Origin of the sequence: Pseudomonas sp. KUIN-1, from assembly GCF_009176725.1 — a bacterium.
In the GTDB taxonomy this organism is placed as follows: Bacteria; Pseudomonadota; Gammaproteobacteria; order Pseudomonadales; family Pseudomonadaceae; genus Aquipseudomonas; species Aquipseudomonas fragariae.
In genome coordinates, this window is record NZ_AP020337.1 from 1520990 (window position 1) to 1541840 (window position 20851).

Consider the following 20851-nt stretch of genomic DNA (forward strand, 5'->3'; position numbering starts at 1 on the left):
CTGACAAACCTTGTAGGAGGCTTCCTGTGAATACGCGTGGTTTACTCGATCAATTGCTCAAGTCCGGACAAAGCATGTTGCAGGACAAGAACAAAGGCAAATCCGGCAAGCAATCGTCGGGCGGCGATTCACTGATCAATGGCCTCGGCAGCCTGCTTGGCGGTGGTAAAGGGCAGGGCGCTTCCCAGAATGGGCTGGGTGGTCTGTTGTCCGGCGCAGGTGGTGGTGCGCTGGCCGCAGGTGCCATGAGCCTTCTGCGTGGCAAACGCACACGCGGGATGGGCGGCAAGGCGTTGACCTACGGAGGCTTGGCGGCGCTGGGGGTGTTGGCTTACAAGGCTTACAACAACTGGCAGGCCAGTCAGGGGCTCGCCGCTCAGCGCGAACCGCAAACCATCGACCGGCTGCCCGAGGCTGAAGCCGAGCAGCATAGCCAGGCAATCCTGCGTGCACTGGTCGCCGCGGCAAAGGCAGATGGTCATGTCGATGAGCGTGAGCGCGAACTGATCGAAGGTGAGTTCACCAAGCTGGACAGTGATCATTCACTTCAGCAGTGGCTTCACGCCGAGCTGAACAAGCCGCTGGACCCGGCAGAGGTGGCCCGGGCCGCGACCACGCCGGAAATGGCGGCGGAGATGTACATCGCCAGTGTGATGCTGGTGGATGAAGAGCACTTCATGGAACGCGCCTACCTCGATGAGTTGGCGCGTCAGTTGAAGCTGGAACCCGGCCTCAAGACCGAGCTTGAAGGCCAGGTGCGGAACGCTCAGTGAACTGGCGCTTCCAGCAGCGGGTTGCCTGACACGCCTTGTGTCAGGCAACCCGCTCGATCAGTGATGTTCCATTCCTTCGGCGTTGGTCAGCTCCCTGATCAGTGCTGTCTGCTGCTCCTTGAACCTGGCTTCGAACTCTTGAATCCGTCCTTCGTATTCCGGGTCGTCGAGGCTGATATTGCGTTGCTCGAACTCGTCGGTGAGTTGGTTCAGTTCAGTCCTGTAGGTGCGTTCGAGTGCTTCGAAGCGTCCAGCATGGATTTCGCGCAGGTAACTGATCCAGTAATCCTGCTGCTGGGCAAAACGCAGGAAGGGCTCGCCGCGTTCGCCGTTTTGCACGCGAAGCAGTGCCGCGTCGAATTCCCCCGGCCTGATGGCGGCGTGGGCCTGGTACAGCATGCCTTCCGGCGGCACGGGCAAGTCCAGCGCGCTGGCCCAGTGCGTGCGATACGCCAGACGTACCTCGGCTTCATCACGGCTGCCGGTCTGTTCGCGGGCTGCGGTATCCAGCTCGGACAGGCGATACAGCCGGACGGTCAGCCGATACAACAGCGCACCGCGCTGCTCCGCGACGACGTCCTGCAACGACTGCCGGATGAACACCAGCACTTCCATCTGGTTGAACTCCAGAAGGATGCCGTCCGGGCAGGTGTGGTTGTCACGAAACAGCCTGAGCGGTTCTTCGGCAATAGCGTTGAGGGTCAGTCCGAGTTGCGGGTCCTGACTCACCGTGACCAATACCCGCCAGACGCGCTCGCGCAGCGCTGCACGGCTGGTGATGTTGCGATAATCGGCGCTGTGACGCAGCGAATCGATCAGGTCGAGCAGGTTGCGGGTCTGCTCGCGGGCCTCCAACTGCTCCCAGATCTCGCGCCGCCCGGCGCTCAACGGGTTGCTGTCGTCCAGCCAGGGCTCGACGGTGACGGGTTCCGGAGTCGATGCCCGGCTGTCCTCTGAGGACAGGTACTCGGAATACGATGAGTCCGAGTCATGGTTTTCCGTCCAGTCCATCGCGCTGAGCTCGGGCGGCAGGTCCATGTCGAAGGTGAAAGAACGTCCATAACGCTCTGAAAAATGCGCCTGCCGCATGGTGTCTTCGGAAAGCGGATTGTTCAGCAGGCTTATTTCCGTGTGCGCAAACTCGCTGCCGGGATTGGCGAGTATGTGCTCTGGCAATTCGCTGATCAGATTACCCTCCAGCAAGAGTGTCCTGATTTGCGCTGGAACCATGCTCTCTGTCCAGGCTGGCCATTCGACCAGTCCGGCATTGTTCAGTGACAGCCAGTTGAGTGCAGTGCCACTGAGGCTGGTCAGGTCGCTGATGGCGCCTATTCGGTTGCCATCCAGCTCCAGTCGTTCAAGCGTCGCAATCCGGCTGAAGAAATCGATGTGCTGTTGCTCTACCAGCATTCCCTGATCCATCAGCGATAGCGAACGAAGTGATCGAAGCTCGAGCAGCGCCGGTGGCAGTTGCAGCAGGGGGGCGACATGTCCGCTTATTTCCAGTGAGGTCAGATCAGTCATGCGGCGCAACAGTTGATCGAGATCAGAGGCCGTGCCGGTGATTCGGCTCAGGTGCAGATAGCGTACCTGGCGATAAAAGAAATCAGGCAGCTGTCGAGGAAAGTCGATCAATGCGATGTCTGCAAGGCGCAGGGGGCTATGGAGCTGCCCCAGGCTGAAATTTCGCCAGTGATCGATCAGTATCCTGCCGATTTGCTGGCGTGATTCGATGGTCTGCTCGCTCGGTACGGCCATCGAGCCGGAGGCATGCGTCCATTGATCAACGGCGGCAAATAATTCGGCACCTTCGTTCAGTTGCCTGTTTACAGCGGCCTGCACGGCAACCGGAGTGTCCATGACAAAACTGAAGGAACTGCCGGCTACCGCTTCATTGATACGTGCGTGTATTGCGGTGTGTCGGGACAGGATATTGCCGCGCAAGTCAATCAAGGTCCGGTGCTCAGGGCTGGGAGGATTGTCAAGGATCCACCCGGGCAGTTCCGTCAGGTTGTTGTGAGCCACCGACAGCTCACGAATGTTGTTCGGAATGATGTCGGTCAGCCAGGACGGCCAGCGGTTCATGCCAACCCGCTCCAGCACCAGCCGATCAAGGTGCAGCCAGCTCAGGTCCATGGGCAGCACACTGACCAGTCGATTGCCACTGAGGTTCAGCATCCTGAGGCCCGGCATGCTGCGCAGGTGGTCCATCTGCGCCTGATCCAGAAAAATCTCCTGGTTGATCAGCGCCAGTTCGGTCAGTTGGGGCAGCACACGGGACACTTGCTGAGGCAGGTTGAGAAAGACCGAGGTCTCGGGGGCCAGTCCGGCGGCTGGCTCACTGATCAGGTTCAGTGCGCGGGTATGCGGGAAACGTTGCAGGAAGGCTCCAAGTTCGGCGCTGTTGGTCGACTGCCGGGGCAGGTTTATGCCGGCAGGCGTCAGGTCAATTGCACCGGGGCGTGCTCTGGGCTCGACCGATATGTTTTCCAGGTGCAGCGCGGTAACGCGATTGAAGACGAAGTCCGGCAGATGGTGCGGAAAGTCACTCAGCGAGACATGTTGCAGGCTTAGCGGCTCAAGCGTCCGTCCTATCTCGGGCAGGTTGTTGAGGCGCCAGTGGTTCCAGATCGCTTCGTTGATGCGCATGCGACTGTCCATATGAGCCTGAGTCATGGGCGGCATTGACACGGATTCATAGGCCCACGCGTCGAGACTTGCGCGCAACAGCATTTGCTCGTGCAGCAGGTCGTTGAGTCGCGCATCGATGGTTCTGTTGTCCCAGCCAGTGTGGCGCAGGCGGCCGAGGATCTCTTCGGGAAACGCGTCCTCCAGCTCAAGCATGCGGATCTTGTCCAGCAGGCTCTCGTCGGTCATGTGCCAGTCGACCCTGCCACCGCCGCTTAATGGGTAGCCAAGGCGACCATCGGCCAGGCGCATGGGGGATTTCGAGCCTGGCTTGATCGCCTGCATGTTCAGCAATGGCGCGAGTTTCTGGCGGGGCAGGGGATTGTCCTGGATCAGCGCTGCCAGCGCCTGACCCTGCCCGGTGTGGGCAAAGCCCAACTGGTTGCGTTCGGCATCGGGCAGGGCGTGCAGCACGGACGAGTACAGATCGTCCAGCCCGTGCAGGTGCTGGTCATCAGCGTCACGGGCCTCGTAACGATTACCGTCCTTGATCAGTACTTTGCGCACAGGCGCATCCTCGAGACCGATGCTGTCGATCAGCCGGCCACCGAAATACCGGTCATGGACCTCCAGCCTGACCTGTGCAGGCCATTGCGGCAGGGCTTCAAGGCTGTGCAACGCAAGACAGTCGGTATCGGCGCTGGAGACCGAGGTCAGATAAAGCCCTTCATAGGCCCGCGCCAGCCTTACCTGTTGTAGATAGGCGCTGGCCTCTTCGGCAACGGGCAGCGGCACCCGGCGCTCCATCGTCAGTTGCAGCCGCTCTGCCGGCAAAGCGTGGCTGGCCAGTTCCTCGGCAACCAACGGCGGCAGGCCAGGAAATGCCTTCTGCAGGGTCTGCACGCCGTCAGCCTCGGCGACGCTCAATGCGCGGTAACGGGATTCGAACAGCCAGCCTCGGGTGGCTCGGGCGCGTGCCGCCAATTGCGCCCGTAGTGTGATCAGTCGCGGTGACATGCCGAGCTGACCCGCGCCGAACTCTTCGTTGAGCAGGGTGCGTATTTCGTTGTTGCCGAGCTTTTCCAGCACCTGGCGCAGGGCATCCGGCTGGTCGGCACGCACCGTGATGTCGAGGCTGTCAGCCGCCACCGGATGAGAGGCCGGGGCGAATGTCTGAAGCGTATGGCCCTCGGCATCCACCAGGACCAGCGCGCGATTGCCCGGCCAGCCACGGTCCTGGCTCAACAGCTCCAGTTGAAGCGGTGCCGCCGCGTTTATATCGTTGGCTTCCAGTTGCTCGATGAACCGCTCGATCTCCTGGTCCAGCCTGAACCGGCGCGCCGTGTCCTCAAGCAATGCCGGAGGGCGACGCTGATCGGCCAGTGCCTCGCGCATTACCGATTCAGGCGTGTTGCTGACGTTGACGATGCGCCTGGCGGTGCTGTCGGAAAACGTATCGCTGGAATAGCCCAGCCGTCGAAACAAGGTCAGGCCTTCCATCTCCAGCGGCTGATCGAGCTCATGCAGCCATGCTCCGGCGCCGTTGTGCCGCAAGGCGGGCCGGTAGCTGTCCGTACGGGTCGGATGCTCGATCAGGTAACCGTCGCCGTTGGCGGCAGGGCTGACCGAATAGGTGCGTCCTTCAAGTGGCAGCCATTGTTTGCCCTGCCATGTGTACAGCCCTGTAGCATCGGGCTGCAGCCCCTTGGGCAGGACGATGTCATGGGCAAAGGGCGTCAGATCAGGCTTCCACAGGCGCGTCGTGCCGCCTGGTAAATCCACGGGCTTGAGGCGGTGGACGAACTCGGGCGCCTGTACTGCAGGGATGCCCGCTGCGCCCGTCGACGCAGCACCAAGGGCCGATATCAGCGCAACGTTCTCGATCACATCGAACAGGTAGGCGAACGCCTGTCGTTTCTCGTCCCTGGCCCAGCTCTCCATGCCCTCATACACTTCGTGAACCAGCTGAATGGCGGTGACGGCCATCATCACTTCGCCCAATACCGGAACCACGAAGCCTGCGATATTCAAGACGTCGAAGGCGGTGTCCATGAAGTACTGCACCCGCTCATCGAAGGTCTTCTGGTCCTGTGCCGCAGTCGGCACACCATGAAACAGTGCGTCGTCGCGCAACGCCGCGCGTTTGCGCTCGTGCAGGTTGTCCAGCAGTGGGCCTTGCAGCACGGTTTCTCTCAGGTCGAGTCGCGCGTTTCGGTCCGCTTCACGCTCCAGCCACTGACGTTCGAAAATGCCGCCTTTCTTGACTTTGGGGTACAGGCGTTCGGACAACTTTTCAAATACGGTACTTCGATGGCGTGCAGGTACGAAACGCATGAAGAAGTTCAGGTAGCCGTTGATGAACATCCGCTCACGCAACGCATTTATGAAGACTTCGACCGAGTCGTATTCCTTCAGCGGCGCAACGGGGTCATCCGGGATATACACCACAATCCTTTCTGCCTGAGTGGCAATATCCCGGTCTTTGCCAATCACCAGAAGACCGTTCAGTTCGATATCGCCCAGGCACAGTACGCTGCAGTTGACCGGCCTGTTATCAAGTCGGACATGTTGCTTGCCGTCGAGAAGCTCAAGTAATGCGCCTTGCAAATCCGGGCCGATCTGCTGTTGCAGGGAGGCCATCTGCAACTGCAGCCGGATCGACGATGCTTCCAGTTGCATGAAGCTCTGGCGCAGTCTGGATGCCGCGGCGTCTGCAGTTTCGTCGGGGCTCGAAGGCGTGCTGAAGACGGCCTGGATATGCGCCTGATATTGGCCGCCCAGGTCCAGCTCACGGCACAGCGCCGCAAAGCCGGTCGGGGAAATCGGCAGGGACGTGCCGGTGATCTGTTGGCCGATGATTTCAAAGGAAGAAAACACCTGGGCCTTGATGCCGGTGCTGGCGTCCATTGCGCCCGGTGTGGTTTCCCAGGCTTCGAAATTCTGCAGCGCAGCCTTGAGCAGGCTCTGGGTCGACGCCCTCAGGGCAGTGTTTGCCTGCGTTACCGGGTCTCTGGATGCCGTATTGAACGACTGGTCGACCCGTGCACGACTGGCATGGAACAGCCAGGTGTTGGCGACGTCCACCTCCAGCCCGAAGCGATCCTTGATGGCGGCTGTCAGCAGGGGTCTTGCGAAGTCCTCCAGTGTCGACAGACCGTCCAGCGTCGGACGAACCTGTTGCTCGTACTCGCGGTGCCCGGCATACAGGCGCTGCAGCTCGGCGAGCTGACCGGGGCTGGACTTGCGGGCGCCTGCCAGCCATTGCAACGGACGTCGCGAGGCTTTGCGCAAGGTTGCATGGGTTGCCGGCGTTGCCTGAAGCAGCCACTCGGGGGATTTGTCTTTTATCAGTTGCAGATGCGGGAGCTCAGGAGCCTTGCCCGACGGAGATAGATCCAGCATTTAAATGCCTTGTCGTGAATGAACAGGCGACAAAGCTTACGGCCGCGACTTGCCGTGCAAGTGCTAACTATCTATGTGCTCTTGCTGTTTCTGAAGGCCATTGCTCAAGTAGTGGTGGCGATGGCCGACAAGACATGAAGAGGGGCGAAAGAGTGGCGGTCGACAGCGGCCATGACTTCATTTTGTATTACCCATGTAACGTTTGACGGCTGGGCTATACTCACGCCGTTTGGACCGTTCGTCGGTCCGCTTCTTGAACACGGCCCGACGCCGTCGTTGAACTCTTGAGGGCTGACTGTGAAGAACTGGACCTTGCGCCAACGGATTCTGGCGAGTTTCGCCGTCATCATCGCAATCATGCTACTGATGGTCGTTTTATCTTATTCACGTCTGTTGTCCATCGAGTCCAGCGAGGAAGATGTGCGTCTCGATGCGTTGCCCGGCGTCTACTACAGCACCCTGGTGCGCAGTGCCTGGGGCGAGAGTTACATCCGCACGCTGGAGCTGATTGCCGAAGGGCAGGGGCGGCCGCTGACCAAGCAGGAACGAGACCAGTTTCAGGGCTTTGACGAAAACCTGCAGGCACAGATGGACGGCTACAAGAAGTCCATCTTCGATGATACGGACAGAGACAGCTTCGCGCTTTTCGAAAAGCGCCGCGAAGCCTATTCGCGCATGCTCGCCGATGTTCACGCCAAGTACGATCGCGGCGACTACGCAGGCGCGCGCGCCGAGTTCTATGGCGAAGTCAACCCGGTCTGGCTCGCGGGCCGCAAGCAGCTCAATGATCTTATCGTGGCCAACAAACAGCTGGCGGATCAGGCCACCACCAATATCGTCAATGCCGTGCTGGCTGCCAAGATCAGCATGGTGCTCTCTCTGCTGATCGCGGTCATGGCCGCAGCGGCCTGCGGGCTGTTGTTGATGCGTTCGATCATGGCACCGATGCAACTGATCGTGCGGATCCTGGACGTCATGCGTACCGGCGACCTGAGCACCCGCTTGAGCCTGTCCCGCAAGGACGAGTTCAATGCCGTCGAGACCGGCTTCAACGACATGGTCACCGAGCTCACCGCGCTGGTTGCGCAGGCGCAGCGCTCTTCGGTACAGGTCACCACATCGGTGACGGAAATCGCTGCAACGTCCCGCCAGCAGCAGGCTACCGCCACCGAGACCGCTGCAACCACCACCGAGATCGGCGCCACGTCGCGGGAAATTGCCGCCACCTCGCGGGACCTGGTGCGGACCATGACCGAAGTTACCTCGGCCGCCGATCAGGCCTCGGTGCTCGCCGGTTCCGGCCAGCAGGGGCTGGCCCGCATGGAAGACACCATGCATCAGGTAATGGGCGCTGCCAATCTGGTCAACGCCAAGCTGGCGATCCTCAACGAGAAGGCCGGTAACATCAATCAGGTCGTCGTCACCATCGTCAAGGTCGCCGACCAGACCAACCTGCTATCGCTCAACGCCGCCATCGAGGCCGAGAAGGCCGGTGAGTACGGTCGCGGGTTTGCAGTGGTTGCCACCGAGGTCCGTCGCCTCGCCGACCAGACGGCTGTCGCCACGTATGACATCGAGCAAATGGTGCGTGAAATCCAGTCGGCGGTGTCTGCTGGCGTGATGGGCATGGACAAGTTTTCCGAAGAGGTGCGCCGCGGCATGTTCGAGGTCACGCAGGTCGGCGAGCAATTGTCGCAGATCATCCATCAGGTTCAGGCGTTGGCACCCCGTGTGCTGATGGTCAACGAAGGCATGCAGGCCCAGGCCACCGGCGCCGAACAGATCAACCAGGCGCTGGTGCAACTGGCGGATGCCAGCAGCCAGACCGTCGAATCACTGCGTCAAGCCAGTTTCGCCATCGACGAATTGAGTCAGGTCGCGGTCGGGCTGCGCAGTGGCGTTTCGCGTTTCAAGGTCTGAAGGATCAATGAGTGATCAATCGCCGAGGCGCAATGGCCCGCCACTGACCGCCAGCAAGCTCTTTCTGCTGTTTTGCATAGGCGAAGACCGCTATGCACTGGACGCGACCGAGATCGCTGAAATCCTGCCGCGGGTGAAGCTCAAGACCATTGCCCAGGCACCTCACTGGGTGGCGGGAATCTTTGCCCATCGCGGCGAGATCGTCCCGGTGATTGACATCAGTGCGCTGAATTCCGGCGAGCCGGCGCGCTCGCGTACCAGTACGCGCATGGTACTGGTGCATTATCGCTACGACGACGCGCACCCGGCGCAGTTGCTCGGGCTGATTCTGGAACAGGCGACAGAGACGCTGCGCTGTCCTGTTGCGCAGTTCAAGGCCTATGGGCTGGACAATCGCCTGTCGCCTTACCTGGGGCCGGTGCGTGAGGATGAGCAGGGCCTGCTGCAGTGGATTCATGTTCACGAGCTGTTGAGCGAGCCGGTGCGCGAGTTGTTGTACCCGGTGCCGCCGATTGACCTCGAACTGCTCGAGGACGCGCAATGAAGGTGGATGATTCGCGCTTCTTCAGCTTTCTCAAGGAGCGTATCGGCCTGGATGTGACCTCCGTCGGCGAGGCGATCATCGAGCGCGCCTTGCGTCAGCGCGCAACGGCCGCCCACTGCGCTGACAGTGATGCCTACTGGCATCTTCTGGTCTCCTCACCGCAGGAGCAGCAGGCGCTGATCGAAGCGGTGATCGTTCCCGAGACCTCGTTTTTTCGTTATCCCGAATCGTTTGTCACGCTGGGCATGCTGGCCCGTGAGCGAATCGCCAGTCTTGCCGGTGCGCGCCCCTTGCGCATTCTCAGCCTGCCGTGCTCGACCGGTGAGGAACCGTATTCCATCGCCATGGCGTTATTCGACGCCGGGGTCGACGCCAGGCAATTCAAGGTCGATGCCATCGATATCAGTCCTGTTTCGATTGCCAAGGCCGAACACGGTGTTTATGGCAAAAATTCGTTCCGTGGCAGCGACATCGGTTATCGCGAGCGCTATTTCAATCCGGTCGCTGACGGCTTTGAAATCGCTGACAGTGTTCGCGCCTGTGTAAGTTTTCAGCCGGGTAATCTGCTCGACCCCAAACTCGTTTCGCAAGCGGCCTATGACATCGTCTTCTGCCGCAATCTGGTGATCTATTTCGATCGGCAGACCCAGCAACATGTGTTCAAGGTGCTCAAACAACTGACCCGCGAAGATGGCCTGCTGTTCATCGGCCCGGCGGAGGGCAACCTGCTGGCCGGTATCGGCATGCGCTCGACGGGGATCGCCCAGTCGTTCGCCTTCCGGCACGCACCTGTCGATGCGCCGGTGCCGGCTCCGACCCCCCGGCAGGTCCCTGCACCCGTGGCGCCCCGTCCGGTCGTCGAGGCCCCTGCCAGAGTTGTCGCGCCACGGCCTGCGCCGCGCCCCTCTGCGACATTCGCGCCCATTGCAAAACCAGTCGCTGCGGCGGGTAACACCGAGGTGTCGGCAGTGCTCGACAGGATTGCGGGGCTGGCCAACGAAGGCAAAAGTGCCGAGGCGCGGGCTGAATGCGAGCGTTACCTGCAGCAGCATGAGCCGGTCGCGCAAGTGTTTTACTGGCTGGGTCTGCTCAGCGAAGTGGAGGGCCGTGTGCCACAGGCGCAGGGCTTCTATCGCAAGGCGCTGTATCTGCAACCGCAGCACTCAGAATCGCTGGCCCAACTGGCGGCATTGCTGGCTGCGCAGGGTGACACTGCCGGCGCGCGCCGCTTGCAGGACCGCGCTGCGCGTGGCGCGAATAAACAAGGAAACCACTGATGGCGGGCGTGTCCGGTTTTTCCAGTCTGACCCATGATCAGGCCCTGGATATCGATGATTGCTGGAACCGCATCGGCATTCATGGCGATCGCTCCTGTCCGTTGCTTGCAGAGCACATCCACTGCCGCAACTGCGCGGTTTATTCGGCCGCAGCCACCCGTCTGCTGGACCGCTATTCGCTGGCCCAGGAGTCGCCCGAGCATTTTCAGGGCTCGGTGTTGCTGCGCGACCTCGAGACCCGCTCGATTCTGGTATTTCGTCTTGGCGAAGAGTGGCTGGGGCTGGCGTCGCGCTGCCTCTCGGAAGTCGCCCCCAGCCAGACCATCCATTCACTGCCACACCAGCGCTCGCGTGCGTTGCTGGGTGTCGCCAATGTACGCGGCGCTCTGGTAGCGTGCATCTCGCTGGTCGAGCTGCTCGGGTTGGACAGTACCGCGGTGAGTAACCCGTCGACGCGGGTGGTACCGCGCATGCTGATCGTCAGCGTCGAAGGCGGCCCGGTGGTGGTCCCGGTGGACGAGGTGGACGGCATTCATGCCATCGACGAGCGGGAGCTGGAAGCCGCTTCGGCATCCGGCACGCACGCCAATGCCCGTTTCACCCGTGGCGTCCTGCAATGGAAGGGCCGCAGCCTGCGCTGGCTGGATGAAGATGAGTTGTTGTCGGCGGTGTATCGGAGCCTCACATGACGCCAGATCAAATGCGTGACGCCTCGCTGTTCGAACTGTTCACGCTGGAAGCCGATGCGCAGACCCAGGTACTGAGTGCCGGCCTGCTGGCACTCGAACGTAACCCGACCCAGGCGGATCAGCTGGAAGCCTGCATGCGTGCCGCTCATTCGCTCAAGGGCGCAGCGCGGATTGTCGGCGTCGATTTCGGTGTGAGCGTTGCGCATGTGATGGAAGATTGTCTGGTCAGCGCGCAGGAAGGGCGTCTGCTGCTTCAGGCCGAGCATATCGATGCGCTGCTGTCGGGGACCGACCTGTTGATGCGTATCGCCACGCCTGGCGGCGACAGCGTTGGTCAGCCTGATATCGACAGTTATGTCGAAAGGCTCAATACGTTGCTGGCTTCCGGTGCTGGCGCGGCGCGAACGGTCAGTACGCCACTGCCGGACCCGGCCTCGGACGCTTTACTCGCCAGCGCGATGCTGCAGTTCGAGACGCCCAGCGCGGCAGTTGTGCCGGAGTCTGTGCCCGAGCCCTTGGCCGCAGACTTGCCTGCGTCGGCCAATCCGGCCGCCATGCCGGCTGCGGAACCTGAAGCACCGTTCACGCCATTGCGTGAACGGCGTGTGGCCGAAGGTGGCGAGCGCGTGTTGCGAGTCACCGCCGAGCGCCTCAACGGGCTGCTGGACATGTCCAGCAAATCGCTGGTCGAGACTCAGCGACTCAAACCGCTGCTGGCCGGTATGCAGCGGCTCAAGCGTCTGCAAAGCAGCAGTGATCGTGCGCTTGAAGTGCTGGGCGCCAGCTTCGGCGAGGAAGGTCCTTCGGCTGATGTGCAAAAAGCCCTGGAAGACGCGCGTAGCCTCTTGTCCCAGGCGCAGCAGGTGTTGGTCCGGCACACTGCCGAGCTGGATGAATTCGGCTGGCAGTCGGCGCAACGTGCGCAGCTGTTATACGACACGGCACTGGCCTGCCGGATGCGACCTTTCGCCGACGTGCTGAACGGCCAGGCGCGCATGGTTCGCGACCTGGGGCGTGAACTGGGCAAACAGGTCCGCTTGCAGATCGAAGGCGAGAAGACGCAGGTCGATCGCGATGTGCTGGAAAAGCTCGATGCGCCACTGACTCACCTGCTGCGCAACGCCGTGGACCACGGCATCGAATCGCCCGAGAAGCGCGTGGCGTCCGGCAAGGACCCTGAAGGTCTGATTCGTCTGCAGGCCTCGCATCAGGCGGGCTTGCTGGTCGTCGAGTTGAGCGATGACGGTGGCGGCGTGGACCTTGAACGTGTGCGCCAGAGCATCATCGACCGCAAGCTCTCGCCCGCCGAGACCGCTGCGCAGTTGAGCGAGGAGGAACTGCTGAGTTTTCTGTTCCTGCCGGGCTTCAGCATGCGCGACAAGGTCACGCAGATTTCCGGCCGTGGTGTTGGTCTTGACGCCGTGCAGCACATGGTTCGCCAGATGCACGGCAGCGTCGAGCTGCAGCAATGGGCAGGCGAGGGCAGTCGCTTCAGAATAGAAATGCCGCTGACGCTTTCAGTGGTACGCAGCCTGGTCGTGGAAGTGGGCGGTGAAGCCTATGCCTTTCCGCTGGCGCATATCGAGCGCATGCGCGACCTGCAGCCTGACGATATTCTGCAACTGGAAGGGCGTCAGCACTTCTGGGATGAAGAGCGGCATGTCGGTCTGGTTTCGGCCAGCCAGCTGTTGAACCGGCCACCCGCGCAGAAGGCCGGAGAAACGCTCAAGGTCGTGGTGATTCGCGAGCGCGATGCGGTTTATGGCGTGGCCGTCGAACGCTTCATCGGCGAGCGTACGCTGGTGGTGATGCCGCTCGATGCGCGCCTTGGCAAGGTCCAGGACGTGTCGGCAGGGGCCTTGCTCGACGACGGTTCAGTGGTGTTGATCATCGATGTCGAAGATATGCTGCGCTCGGTGGAAAAACTCCTGAATACCGGCCGTCTGGAGCGCATCGACCGGCGCGCTCGTCAGGCAGATCAGGTGTCACGCAAACGCGTGCTGGTCGTCGATGATTCTTTGACCGTTCGCGAGCTGGAACGCAAGCTGCTGGTCAGTCGCGGTTACGAAGTATCGGTGGCCGTGGACGGAATGGATGGCTGGAATGCCCTGCGCGCCGAGGACTTCGACCTGCTGATCACCGACATCGACATGCCGCGTATGGACGGTATCGAACTGGTGACCCTGTTGCGCCGCGATACCCGCTTGCAGTCCTTGCCGGTCATGGTCGTGTCCTACAAGGACCGTGAAGAAGACCGGCGTCGCGGCCTGGACGCCGGCGCCGATTATTACCTGGCCAAGGCCAGTTTCCACGATGATGCCTTGCTCGACGCTGTCGTCGAATTGATAGGAGACGCGCAAGGATGAAGATTGCCATCGTCAACGATATGCCCATGGCCATCGAAGCCCTGCGTCGTGCGCTGGCCTTCGAGCCCGCGCATCAGATCATCTGGGTGGCGTCCAATGGTGCCGACGCCGTGCAGCGTTGCGTCGAGCAGACCCCGGACCTGATCCTGATGGACCTGATCATGCCGGTGATGGATGGCGTGGAAGCCACGCGCCGGATCATGGCCGAAACACCTTGCGCCATCGTCATCGTGACCGTCGACCACGAGCAGAACATGCGCCGCGTGTTCGAAGCGATGGGGCACGGCGCGCTGGATGTGGTGGACACGCCGGCCATTGGTGGTCCCAATCCAAAAGAGGCGGCGGCGCCCCTGCTGCGCAAGATCCTCAATATCGACTGGCTGATCGGCCAGCGTGTCGGCCTCGAACGGGTCGCGGCTACACCGCGCGCCGCGCCCTCGAGACGTGATCGGCTCGTGGCGATCGGCTCCTCGGCAGGCGGGCCTGCCGCGCTGGAGATTCTGCTCAAGGCGCTTCCGGTGAGCTTTCCTGCAGCGATCGTCCTTGTGCAGCACGTCGATCAGGTCTTCGCCGCCGGTATGGCCGACTGGTTGAGTTCCGCCTCCGGCCTGCCGGTACGTCTGGCAAGGGAAGGCGAAACGCCACAGCCGGGTGTGGTGTTGCTGGCAGGCACCAATCATCATATCCGCTTGCTCAAGGACGGCACGCTGGCGTACACGGCGGAGCCGGTGAATGAAGTTTACAGGCCCTCGATTGATGTGTTTTTCGAGAGCGTAACCCGTTATTGGAGTGGCGAGGCGATCGGCGTTCTGCTGACCGGGATGGGGCGCGACGGTGCACAGGGACTCAAGGCCATGCGTGAGCGGGGGTTTCTGACCATCGCTCAGGATCAGGCCAGTTCTGCTGTGTATGGCATGCCCAAGGCCGCCGCAGCCATCGATGCTGCCGTGGAAATCCGTCCGTTGCCCGCCATAGCACCTCGCTTGATCGAGGTATTTACTCAATGACTGCTCTGCTGAACCCAGCGGCAGTCGGCGATCAGGAGAAAGATCATGAATGACCTGCAAACGGATGAGCTCAAGACACCGGATGAAAACAGCGCAATGGTGCTTCTGGTGGATGATCAGGCCATGATTGGTGAAGCCGTACGGCGCGGCCTGGCCGGCCATGAGTCTATCGACTTTCATTTTTGTGCCGACCCGCATCAGGCGATTGCCCAGGCCGTGCAGATCAAGCCGACGGTGATTCTGCAGGACCTGGTGATGCCGGGCCTCGACGGGCTGACGCTGGTTCGCGAGTACCGCAGCAACCCGCTGACCCGCGATATCCCGATCATCGTGCTGTCCACCAAGGAAGACCCGCTGATCAAGAGCGCGGCGTTCACGGCCGGGGCCAACGACTATCTGGTCAAGCTGCCGGACAACATCGAGCTGGTGGCGCGCATTCGCTATCACTCGCGCTCGTACATGACACTGCTGCAGCGCGATGAAGCCTACCGCGCGCTGCGCGTCAGCCAGCAACAACTGCTCGATACCAATCTGGTTTTGCAGCGCCTGATGAATTCAGACGGCCTCACGGGGCTGTCGAATCGCCGCCATTTCGACGAGTATCTGGAACTGGAGTGGCGCCGGGCAATTCGCGAGCAGTCCCAGTTGTCGTTGCTGATGATCGATGTCGACTACTTCAAGCCCTACAACGATAACTTCGGGCATCTGGAGGGCGACGAGGCCCTGCGTCAGGTCGCCAAGGCCATTCGTAACAGTTGCAGTCGCCCGTCGGACTTGCCGGCTCGCTACGGCGGCGAGGAGTTCGCCATGGTCCTGCCCAACACCTCACCGGGCGGGGCGCGTCTGCTGGCTGAAAAACTGCGCCAGAGCGTTTCAGGCATGAATATTCCGCACATTGCGCCAGCGCCGGGCTCCAGCCTGACCGTGAGTATCGGTGTGGCGACCATGACGCCACAGCTCGGAATGCCCAGCCGTCAGCTGATTCTGGATGCCGACAAGGGGCTTTATCAGGCCAAGAACAACGGTCGCAATCAGGTCGCAGCGGGCTGACGCCGGCTGCGATCGGTAAAATAGGCCTCACAACGCCTGCCCGACGGGCTGCTTTCGTGGCCTTGCCTGGGGTATACTCGTCGGCTTTGAAAATTTCGCCTGCGAGTGCTGCCTACCATGGAAATCAACCCGATCCTAAACAGCATCAAGGATTTGTCCGAGCGCTCCGAAACCATTCGGGGGTATCTTTGACTACGATCACAAACATGATCGTCTGACCGAAGTCAACCGCGAGCTCGAAGATCCAAACGTCTGGAACAACCCGGCCTACGCTCAGGAACTGGGGCGCGAGCGCTCCCTGCTGGCGCAGATCGTCGAAACCCTGGACGAAATGTCCTCGGGTCTGGCCGATGCCAAAGACCTGTTGCTGATGTCTGCCGAAGAAGAAGACCAGGCTGCCGTCGATGACGTCGCTGCCGAAGTCGAGCGCCTGCGCGAATCGCTGGAAAAGCTCGAATTCCGTCGCATGTTCAGCGGCGACATGGACCCCAACAACGCCTACCTGGACATCCAGGCCGGCTCCGGCGGTACCGAAGCGCAGGACTGGGCGAACATCCTGCTGCGCATGTACCTGCGCTGGGCCGACAAGCGCGGTTTCGACGCCACCATCATGGAACTGTCCGCCGGTGAAGTCGCCGGTATCAAGGGCGCTACCGTGCACATCAAGGGCGAGTACGCCTTCGGCTGGCTGCGCACCGAGATCGGCGTCCACCGTCTGGTGCGCAAGAGCCCGTTCGACTCGGGCAACCGTCGCCACACCTCGTTCTCGGCCGTGTTCGTTTCGCCGGAAATCGATGACAACATCGAAATCGACATCAACCCGGCGGACCTGCGCATCGACACCTACCGCTCCTCCGGTGCCGGTGGTCAGCACGTAAACACCACTGACTCGGCGGTGCGTATCACCCACGTTCCGACCAATACCGTGGTCAGCTGCCAGAACGAGCGTTCCCAGCATGCGAACAAGGACACCGCCATGAAAATGCTGCGGGCCCGTTTGTATGAGCAGGAAGTGCAGAAGCGCAACGCGGCGTCCCAGGCGCTCGAAGACACCAAGTCCGATATCGGCTGGGGTCACCAGATTCGCTCCTACGTACTGGACGCCTCGCGTATCAAGGACCTGCGGACCAACATCGAACGCAGCGACTGCGACAAGGTGCTTGATGGCGATATCGACGAATACCTGATCGCGAGCCTCAAGCAAGGGCTGTAAACCGTCAGCCAACACCTCAAGTCCCTCGTCGCCAGGCGAGGGCGAACCTGTGATGGAATATTTAAAGACATGAGCGACCAACAACTCGACCCGCAAGCCCTGCAACAGGAAGAAAACACCCTGATCGCCTTGCGCAAGGAAAAGCTTGCTGCAGGCCGTGCCAAGGGTCAGGCCTTCCCCAATGACTTCCGCCGCGACAGCTACTGCAATGACCTGCAGAAGCAGTACGTCGACAAGACCAAGGAAGAACTGGCAGAGGCAGCGATTCCGGTCAAGGTTGCCGGTCGCATCATGCTCAACCGTGGCTCGTTCATGGTGATCCAGGACATGACCGGGCGCATCCAGGTCTATGTCAACCGCAAGACCCTGCCCGAAGAAACCCTGGCCGAGGTGAAAACCTGGGACCTGGGCGACATCATCGCCGCCGAAGGTACCCTGGCACGCTCCGGCAAGGGCGACCTGTACGTCGAGATGACCAGCGTTCGCCTGCTGACCAAGTCCTTGCGTCCGCTGCCCGACAAGCACCACGGCCTGACCGACACCGAACAGCGCTACCGTCAGCGTTACGTCGACCTGATCGTCAACGAGGAAGTGCGTGAGACCTTCCGCGTGCGTTCGCAGGTCATCGCTCACATCCGCAGCTTCCTGATGAAGCGCGACTTCCTCGAAGTCGAAACGCCGATGCTGCAGACCATTCCGGGCGGCGCGGCGGCCAAGCCGTTCGAAACCCACCACAACGCGCTGGACATGGAAATGTTCCTGCGTATCGCCCCGGAGCTGTACCTCAAGCGTCTGGTGGTCGGTGGTTTCGAGAAGGTCTTCGAGATCAATCGCAACTTCCGTAACGAAGGTGTTTCGACCCGGCACAACCCCGAGTTCACCATGCTCGAGTTCTACCAGGCCTACGCCGATTACGAAGACAACATGGACCTCACCGAGGAACTGTTCCGCGAACTGGCGCAACTGGTTCTGGGCAGCACCGATGTGCCTTATGGCGACAAGGTGTTCCACTTCGGCGAACCGTTCGTGCGCCTGTCGGTGTTCGACTCGATCCTCAAGTACAACCCTGAGCTGACCGTTGCCGACCTGCAGGACATCGACAAGGCGCGCGCCATTGCGAAAAAGGCCGGTGCCAAGGTGCTGGGCTTCGAAGGCCTGGGCAAATTGCAGGTGATGATTTTCGAAGAGCTGGTCGAGCACAAGCTGGAACAGCCGCACTTCATCACCCAGTACCCGTTTGAAGTGTCGCCGCTGGCGCGTCGCAACGACGAAAACCCGAACGTCACCGACCGTTTCGAGCTGTTCATCGGTGGTCGCGAAATCGCCAATGCCTACTCCGAGCTCAACGACGCCGAAGATCAGGCCGAACGCTTCCAGGCTCAGGTGGCCGACAAGGATGCCGGTGACGACGAAGCCATGCACTACGACGCCGACTTCGTTCGTGCGCTGGAGTACGGCATGCCGCCGACGGCAGGCGAGGGGATCGGTATCGATCGGTTGGTGATGTTGCTCACCGACTCGCCGTCGATTCGCGACGTGATCCTCTTCCCGCACATGCGCCCGCAAGCGTAACCAGTGGAAAAACAGCCGCCTTCAATGGGCGGCTTTTTTTTAAGTGTTTTTCAGATCGACTCATTTCAGAGCGACTTATAAGGAAGCTGTCGTGACGATTGCCAGAGAAGGGGCCGCCGGAGTAGCCAGCGCGGTGGCCAAAAGTGTCAAGTATCAGGGCCGCAAGGCTGCGCGTGAGGGCAGTGAGCAACGCAGGCAGGTCATTCTCGATGCCGCCATGCGTATCGTGGTGCGTGACGGCGTACGCGCCGTTCGCCATCGCGCAGTGGCCGCCGAAGCCAGTGTGCCGCTGTCGGCAACCACCTATTACTTCAAGGACATCGATGATCTGTTGACCGATGCCTTCGCCCAGTATGTACAGCGTAGCGCTGATTATCTGGCGCGGCTGTGGCAAAACACCGAAGGTATTCTGCGCGAGATGATGAACCGCAGTTCCGGGAGTCCGACCGACCGTTTTCGTCTGGCGGACGACATTGCGCGTATGGTGATGGAGCATATCCGTCATCAGTTGCTGACCCGGCGTGACTATCTGATTGCCGAGCAGGCGTTCTACCATGAAGCACTGATCAACCCGCGCCTGACGCCATTGGTCATGGCCCATCAGGAAATTTTGCTGCAGGGCAGTTGTCAGTTCTTCCAGGTAATCGGCTCCCTGCATCCCTATCAGGATGCTCAGGTGTTGACGGGGCTTATCCGGCGCATTGAGTATCAAGGCCTGCTTCACGGGCCGCAGCGTCAGGCGGACGAAGAAATGCTCTGTATCCTGACCCGGCAGATGCGTCTGGTCCTGGGCACCCCGCAGCCGGTTCGAGGGTGACTATACTGCTGCGCGGGTGTCGCGGATCGGCCATTCAGACGGCTTGACGATCCTGCCAGTTTCGATATTTACCAGCGATGGCGTGTTGTTCCGCGCCGCCAAGCAGTAGCGTGACAACCAGCCAAGGAGTACCGGTGGACGAGTATCAACAGACTATTCGTGCTTTATCGGATCGGATCGTCGTTGCACAGACGCCGATTCGCATTCTGGATGCAGTTAAATGGGATGAGAACGTCCGCAAGGAGTTTCTGGCCGCCAAGGGCAAGGCGCTGCCTGCCGTGGACCGCGCCTATTACGAAAACCGTCCGCTGGGTTTCGACTCTTCGGCCTTGAAGCAAGAGTTCCAGAACATCGAGCGGGACGTGACGCGTCAACTGGGTCAGTTCAACCCGGTCGGGCAGATCATGCGCCGCATGTGCCGTGAGTACCGCATGGTGGTGCGTATGCTTGAAGCGCGCGGCACGTCCGACTTCGGGCTGATTTCTCAGGAGCTGTACGGCGCGGCATCCGATGCCTTTCATGCGGGTGATCCGACGCTGGCCGATCTTGGCTTGATGCTCTCTGATTACCTGAACAACATTGCCGGGCGCGGCGACCTGAAGGACGAGCCGAAAACGCTCACCGCCAAAGACGCCGTTTCGCTGCTGCAATCGCGTTTGAACCGCGTGTTCGGTGAGGCCGAGGAGACCATCCGGGTTTTCGAATCCGACGGGATCGTCGCCGATGCGGCTGCGGGTGCCGACTACATCAAGATCCGCACCGACGCGATGTTCAACGAACGCGATGTACGCGCGCTGGAAGTGCACGAAGGGCTGGTGCACGTGGGCACCACGCTGAACGGGCAAAACCAGCCGATCTGTACGTTCCTGTCCAAAGGCCCGCCATCCTCGACGGTGACGCAGGAAGGCCTGGCGATTCTCATGGAAGTCATCGCCTTTGCATCCTATCCCAGCCGCCTGCGCAAGCTGACCAATCGCACGCGGGCCATTCACATGGCCGAGCAGGGCGCTGATTTTCTCCAGGTGTTCGAGTTCTATCGCGAGCAGGGCTTCGGCATGTCCGAGAGCTACGGCAATGCCAGTCGCGTTTTCCGCGGCTCGGTGCCCAACGGCCTGCCGTTCACCAAGGACCTGTCCTACCTGAAAGGCTTCATCATGGTCTACAACTACATTCAGCTCGCCGTGCGCAAGGGCAAGCTCGAACAGGTGCCGCTGCTGTTCTGCGGCAAGACCACCCTGGAAGACATGCGTACCCTGCGTCAACTGGTGGACGAAGGGCTGGTGGTTGCACCCAAGTACCTGCCCGAGCAGTTCCGTGACATGAACGCCCTGTCGGCCTGGATGTGCTTCTCCAACTTCCTCAACCACCTGAGCCTGGACCGTATCGAAGCGGATTACTCGAATATTTTGTAGGCAGCGATCTTCGCTGTACGCCAGCCTGTTTTTGACTCTGGCCGAAGGCCGTAGGAGCGAACTTGTTCGCGAAGGAGAGGTACATTCTCCGAAAGCTCATGATTATGCCTATCGGCGAATGCTCGCGGAACATGGGAACGAGAATCTGAGTCTCGCGCCAGCACGGCAGTGATGTGGCGAT

General features: G+C 60.9%; 13 protein-coding genes. 12 read left to right on the forward strand and 1 reads right to left on the reverse strand.

The features are described 5' to 3' along the window. The first annotated feature begins 26 nt into the window (after positions 1–26). Complete coding sequence (locus KUIN1_RS07305) at positions 27–773, forward strand: tellurite resistance TerB family protein (RefSeq protein WP_024639879.1); 747 nt, start codon at positions 27–29, stop codon at positions 771–773. 57 nt (positions 774–830) lie between these two features. On the opposite strand, the gene KUIN1_RS07310 is transcribed toward KUIN1_RS07305, so the two are convergent. Continuing rightward, positions 831–6803 carry an NEL domain-containing protein gene (locus KUIN1_RS07310; RefSeq protein ID WP_152091912.1) on the reverse strand — a complete coding sequence of 1991 codons (5973 nt, stop codon included), beginning with the start codon at positions 6801–6803 and terminating at the stop codon, positions 831–833. Between the two features lie 297 nt (positions 6804–7100). Between KUIN1_RS07310 and KUIN1_RS07315 the strand changes: the two genes are divergently transcribed. From KUIN1_RS07315 to KUIN1_RS07365, 11 genes are all read left to right on the forward strand, one after another. Beyond that, a complete protein-coding gene (locus tag KUIN1_RS07315; protein ID WP_103712935.1) occupies positions 7101–8723 on the forward strand; it encodes a methyl-accepting chemotaxis protein in 1623 nt (540 codons plus the stop codon). Positions 8724–8730: 7 nt separating this feature from the next. After that, on the forward strand, positions 8731–9267 hold the full coding sequence (locus tag KUIN1_RS07320; protein WP_004406336.1) for a chemotaxis protein CheW: 537 nt from the start codon (positions 8731–8733) through the stop codon (positions 9265–9267). Continuing rightward, positions 9264–10544: a CheR family methyltransferase gene (locus KUIN1_RS07325; protein ID WP_103359290.1), complete on the forward strand. Its 1281-nt coding sequence runs from the start codon at positions 9264–9266 to the stop codon at positions 10542–10544. The genes KUIN1_RS07320 and KUIN1_RS07325 overlap by 4 nt, the downstream gene beginning before the upstream one ends. Next, on the forward strand, positions 10544–11233 hold the full coding sequence (locus tag KUIN1_RS07330; RefSeq protein WP_004406331.1) for a chemotaxis protein CheW: 690 nt from the start codon (positions 10544–10546) through the stop codon (positions 11231–11233). Before KUIN1_RS07325 ends, KUIN1_RS07330 begins: the two co-directional genes overlap by 1 nt. Further along, on the forward strand, positions 11230–13599 hold the full coding sequence (locus tag KUIN1_RS07335) for a hybrid sensor histidine kinase/response regulator (RefSeq protein ID WP_096126443.1): 2370 nt from the start codon (positions 11230–11232) through the stop codon (positions 13597–13599). The genes KUIN1_RS07330 and KUIN1_RS07335 overlap by 4 nt, the downstream gene beginning before the upstream one ends. Continuing rightward, positions 13596–14606: a chemotaxis response regulator protein-glutamate methylesterase gene (locus KUIN1_RS07340; RefSeq protein WP_011266950.1), complete on the forward strand. Its 1011-nt coding sequence runs from the start codon at positions 13596–13598 to the stop codon at positions 14604–14606. The genes KUIN1_RS07335 and KUIN1_RS07340 overlap by 4 nt, the downstream gene beginning before the upstream one ends. Positions 14607–14651: 45 nt before the next feature. Then, positions 14652–15656, forward strand: a complete 1005-nt coding sequence (locus KUIN1_RS07345) for a response regulator (protein WP_004406328.1) — start codon at positions 14652–14654, stop codon at positions 15654–15656. Between the two features lie 117 nt (positions 15657–15773). Then, a protein-coding gene (gene prfB / locus KUIN1_RS07350; RefSeq protein WP_096102164.1) for a peptide chain release factor 2 occupies positions 15774–16869 on the forward strand; the annotation gives its coding sequence in 2 pieces (ribosomal slippage) (positions 15774–15845 and positions 15847–16869; 1095 coding nt in all). Positions 16870–16938: 69 nt separating this feature from the next. Further along, positions 16939–18441 carry a lysine--tRNA ligase gene (lysS, locus tag KUIN1_RS07355; protein ID WP_011266952.1) on the forward strand — a complete coding sequence of 501 codons (1503 nt, stop codon included), beginning with the start codon at positions 16939–16941 and terminating at the stop codon, positions 18439–18441. Between the two features lie 91 nt (positions 18442–18532). Further along, positions 18533–19258 (forward strand): TetR/AcrR family transcriptional regulator, encoded by a 726-nt coding sequence (locus KUIN1_RS07360; protein ID WP_011266953.1) that lies wholly within the window; start codon positions 18533–18535, stop codon positions 19256–19258. A gap of 134 nt (positions 19259–19392) precedes the next feature. Continuing rightward, the gene (locus tag KUIN1_RS07365) at positions 19393–20670 is read left to right on the forward strand and encodes a flavohemoglobin expression-modulating QEGLA motif protein (protein WP_003433414.1); all 1278 of its coding nucleotides are present in this window, start codon (positions 19393–19395) and stop codon (positions 20668–20670) included. The last annotated feature ends 181 nt before the right edge of the window (positions 20671–20851 follow it).

Excerpts from the sequence above, each read along its gene's own strand:
- KUIN1_RS07310 (WP_152091912.1), bottom strand. The coding sequence starts at position 6,803 with ATGCTGGATCTATCTCCGTCGGGCAAGGCTCCTGAGCTCCCGCATCTG.
- KUIN1_RS07320 (WP_004406336.1), top strand. The coding sequence starts at position 8,731 with ATGAGTGATCAATCGCCGAGGCGCAATGGCCCGCCACTGACCGCCAGC.
- KUIN1_RS07325 (WP_103359290.1), top strand. The coding sequence starts at position 9,264 with ATGAAGGTGGATGATTCGCGCTTCTTCAGCTTTCTCAAGGAGCGTATC.
- KUIN1_RS07330 (WP_004406331.1), top strand. The coding sequence starts at position 10,544 with ATGGCGGGCGTGTCCGGTTTTTCCAGTCTGACCCATGATCAGGCCCTG.
- KUIN1_RS07335 (WP_096126443.1), top strand. The coding sequence starts at position 11,230 with ATGACGCCAGATCAAATGCGTGACGCCTCGCTGTTCGAACTGTTCACG.
- KUIN1_RS07340 (WP_011266950.1), top strand. The coding sequence starts at position 13,596 with ATGAAGATTGCCATCGTCAACGATATGCCCATGGCCATCGAAGCCCTG.
- KUIN1_RS07345 (WP_004406328.1), top strand. The coding sequence starts at position 14,652 with ATGAATGACCTGCAAACGGATGAGCTCAAGACACCGGATGAAAACAGC.
- lysS (WP_011266952.1), top strand. The coding sequence starts at position 16,939 with ATGAGCGACCAACAACTCGACCCGCAAGCCCTGCAACAGGAAGAAAAC.